Origin of the sequence: Corynebacterium sp. MSK071, assembly GCF_030232125.1 — a bacterium.
Lineage (GTDB): Bacteria > Actinomycetota > Actinomycetes > Mycobacteriales > Mycobacteriaceae > Corynebacterium > Corynebacterium kefirresidentii.
Map to the genome: position 1 here is coordinate 1 of NZ_JASPJA010000029.1, position 2,540 is coordinate 2,540.

General features: G+C 59.5%; 3 protein-coding genes. 2 read left to right on the forward strand and 1 reads right to left on the reverse strand.

The genetic code is table 11. The features are described 5' to 3' along the window. The first annotated feature begins 3 nt into the window (after positions 1-3). Complete coding sequence (locus QP990_RS12010; protein ID WP_284799402.1) at positions 4-1,731, forward strand: proline--tRNA ligase; 1,728 nt, start codon at positions 4-6, stop codon at positions 1,729-1,731. Positions 1,732-1,771: 40 nt separating this feature from the next. Next, on the forward strand, positions 1,772-2,134 hold the full coding sequence (locus QP990_RS12015; RefSeq protein ID WP_023025233.1) for a hypothetical protein: 363 nt from the start codon (positions 1,772-1,774) through the stop codon (positions 2,132-2,134). A gap of 120 nt (positions 2,135-2,254) precedes the next feature. Here the strand turns inward: QP990_RS12015 and QP990_RS12020 are convergent. Next, positions 2,255-2,540, reverse strand: a 286-nt coding sequence (locus tag QP990_RS12020; RefSeq protein ID WP_284799401.1) for a transglycosylase family protein, incomplete at its 5' end; no start/stop codon positions are given.

The following is a 2,540-nucleotide window of genomic DNA, read 5'->3' on the forward strand; positions in this document are numbered from 1 at the left end:
GTTTTGGGAAACCAACCCGGCCCAAGAAATAATGGAAATCAAGGCAAATGCCTAGGAACAAAACCCGGGACACTTCAGGGCGTTTATACCTGGCTGCCGTTAGGGCTGCGCACCCTGCGCAAGATTGAAGATGTAGTCCGTCAGGAAATGGACGCCATTGGCGGCCAGGAAATGCTATTTCCTGCCCTGCTGCCGCGCGAGCCTTATGAAAAGACCAACCGCTGGGTGGAATACGGCGATAACCTCTTCCGCCTGAAGGACCGCAAGAACGCAGATATGCTGCTTGGACCTACCCACGAGGAGATGTTTGCCAGCGCGGTCAAGGATATGTATTCCTCTTATAAGGATTTTCCGGTCACGCTGTATCAGATTCAGACCAAGTACCGCGATGAGGAGCGCCCCCGCGCTGGTGTGCTGCGTGGCCGCGAATTCACGATGAAGGATTCCTACTCCTTCGACATGACCGATGAGGGCCTGGACGAGTCCTACGGCCGCCACCGGAAGGCGTATCAAAATATTTTCAACCGTCTAGAGATTGATTACGCCATTTGTAAGGCCACCTCTGGTGCCATGGGAGGCTCTGCCTCCGAGGAATTCCTCGCCGTCTCTGAGGTGGGCGAGGATACCTTTGTGCGCTCCACCGAGGGCGACTACGCAGCCAACGTCGAGGCCGTGGTAACCCCAGCACCGGCGGAGAAGGATATTGAGGGCCAGCCAGAGGCACAGGAGCATGACACCCCGGGAGCAGAGACCATTGAGAAGCTGGTCGAATGGGCCCAAGGCGCAGGCATTACTGTCGACGGCCGCGAGGCCACCGCTGCAGATACCCTCAAGTGCATGATGGTCAAGCTCTACCACCCGGCCGTGGAGAGCGAAGAGCGCGAGTCCGAGCTGGCAGCCGTTCTCATCCCTGGCGACCGCGAGCTGGATGAGAAGCGCCTTGAGGCTGCACTCGAGCCGGTGGAGTTTGAGTTGGCCGGGGACAAGGACTTTGCAGACAATGACTTCTTGGTCAAGGGCTATGTGGGCCCGCGCGCTTTGAACGCCAATGGCATCAAGGTCTTGGCCGATCCGCGCGTGGTCAAGGGTACGGCGTGGATTACCGGCGCCGATGCGAGCGAGCGCCACGTGGTTGGCTGCGTAGCCGGCCGCGATTTCACCGTGGATGAGTTCATTGAGGCTGCAGAGGTTAAAGAAGGCGACCTGGCTCCTAATAACCAAGGCACCTTGACCTTGGAGCGCGGCATTGAGCTCGGTCATATCTTCCAGCTGGGCCGCAAGTACACCGAGGCCTTCGATGTCCAGATTTTGGACGAAAACGGCAAGCGTGCGGTTCCTACCATGGGGTCCTATGGCATTGGTATTACCCGCATGCTGGCCGTCTTGGCCGAGCAGCGCCACGACGACAAGGGCCTCAACTGGCCGGTTGCCGTCGCTCCTTACCAGGTACACGTAGCCGTTGCCAACAAGGATGCAGCAGCCATGGAGGCCGGCGACAAGCTGGTAGAAGAGCTATCTGCCAAGGGGCTCGAGGTGCTCTTCGATGACCGCCCAAAGGTCTCCCCGGGCGTGAAGTTCAAGGATGCAGAGCTCCTTGGCATGCCCTTCGTGGCTATCTTGGGCCGTGCCTTCAAGGACGGCAAGATTGAACTGCGCATCCGCGGGGGAGAGACCCTCGAGGTTCCGGCCGAGGACATCGTGGACAAGATCCTCGAGCTCGTGCGCGGCTAATTGTCCTCGCACGGGCCTGCGGCGTGGTACCGTGGAAGGTATGAACTTTCAAAAGAATGGGCTTTCCACGGTGCTTTTAGCAACGGGCGTACTGCACTTTGTGAAGCCGAAGATTTACGAATCCGTTGTCCCGCCGCAACTGCCAGGTCCTGCGCGGTTCTATAACTTTGCTTCGGGCCTGTGGGAGATTGCCACCGGTGCCTTGCTTCGCCGCCGCGCCACCCGCGGCTTCGGAGGTGCCTCCGCACTCGCGCTCTTTGCAGCGGTGTGGCCAGCCAATATGTACCACGCCTGGATCGAGCGCAAGGCAGGGTGGCCAAAGAAGCTCTACCACATCATCCGCCAGCCGCTGCAGGTGTTGTTGATGATGTATGCCTGGAATATCGCCAAGCATGAGGCCTAAAGCCGCCTTGGCTGCATGCTAGCCAGCTAGGTCAAGCACAAAACCGGCCTCCTCCCTTACTCCGCGGGGTTTAGCGGGAAGGGGAGGAGGCCGGTTTCGTGTTAAATGCCGAGGCTAAAACTAGCCGGCGACGGGGCCGCCGCAGTTAGGCCAAGCGCTAGCACCCTGGGTGGCTAGGACGCTTTCGGCCACGGCAATCTGCTGCTCGCGGGTTGCCTGGTCAGCGGTTGGGGCGTACTGGGTGCCGCCATTGGCGGCCCAGGTCTGCGGGTTGAACTGCAGGCCGCCCTGGTAACCATTTCCGGTATTGATGTGCCAATCACCGCCGGTGAAGCGTCCTGGGTTGAGTTCCGCTTCTTTTACGGCCCTGTGTTGATGGGCTGGGTGAGATAGTACTCGGTTTCTA

Bases quoted from the DNA above. Each gene is read 5' to 3' on its own strand.
- QP990_RS12015 (WP_023025233.1), top strand. From the start codon at position 1,772: ATGAACTTTCAAAAGAATGGGCTTTCCACGGTGCTTTTAGCAACGGGC.